This is a genomic window from Herbiconiux daphne, from assembly GCF_024979295.1.
Lineage (GTDB): Bacteria > Actinomycetota > Actinomycetes > Actinomycetales > Microbacteriaceae > Herbiconiux > Herbiconiux daphnes.
In genome coordinates this window covers 1-527 of the sequence record NZ_JANLCJ010000794.1, presented here as the reverse complement: position 1 = coordinate 527, position 527 = coordinate 1, and the positions used below count along the sequence as shown (strand labels likewise).

General features: G+C 40.6%; 1 tRNA gene. It reads right to left on the bottom strand.

Going from position 1 to position 527, the window contains the following annotated elements:
• Positions 1 to 28: 28 nt before the first annotated feature.
• Positions 29 to 105: transfer RNA gene (locus N1032_RS27735), tRNA-Asn, on the bottom strand.
• Positions 106 to 527: the final 422 nt, after the last annotated feature.

Genomic DNA, 527 nt, shown 5'->3' with positions numbered 1-527 from the left:
CTAAAATTTTGGTGTTAATTAAAACATATGGCGATTTCTAATGGACTTGAACCATTGACCCTCTGATTAACAGTCAGACGCTCTAACCGACTGAGCTAAGAAACCATGTGCATAATTGACCATTCTATGCTTAGGGGTTTATCGGTTTAATAAGAAGATAACTCTTGGGTCTCATACCAATCTCCGACCCGGTGTAAAAAAACATTTGGCGGTCTCAAGGGGTTACGCTCCCCTGTCTCCAGCGTGACAAGCTGGTGTGGTAACTATTACACTATGAAACCGAGTACTGCAACACTCATGGAAGGTTGCCGCCACTAGATTTTGCTTTAATCTAGAAAAAGAATTTTCTGCGTTTTAAAATTATAAGTTTGTCTATATAAGGGATTTGCACCCATAACTTTGGTGTCCTAACCATTGTTTTACTGCGATTAAACTAATATAGCATATGGCATGGGAGTGAGGGCTCGGACCCCAAGCACTCGTTTTTGAAGACCGATGTTCTACCATTGAACTACTCCCATACAATA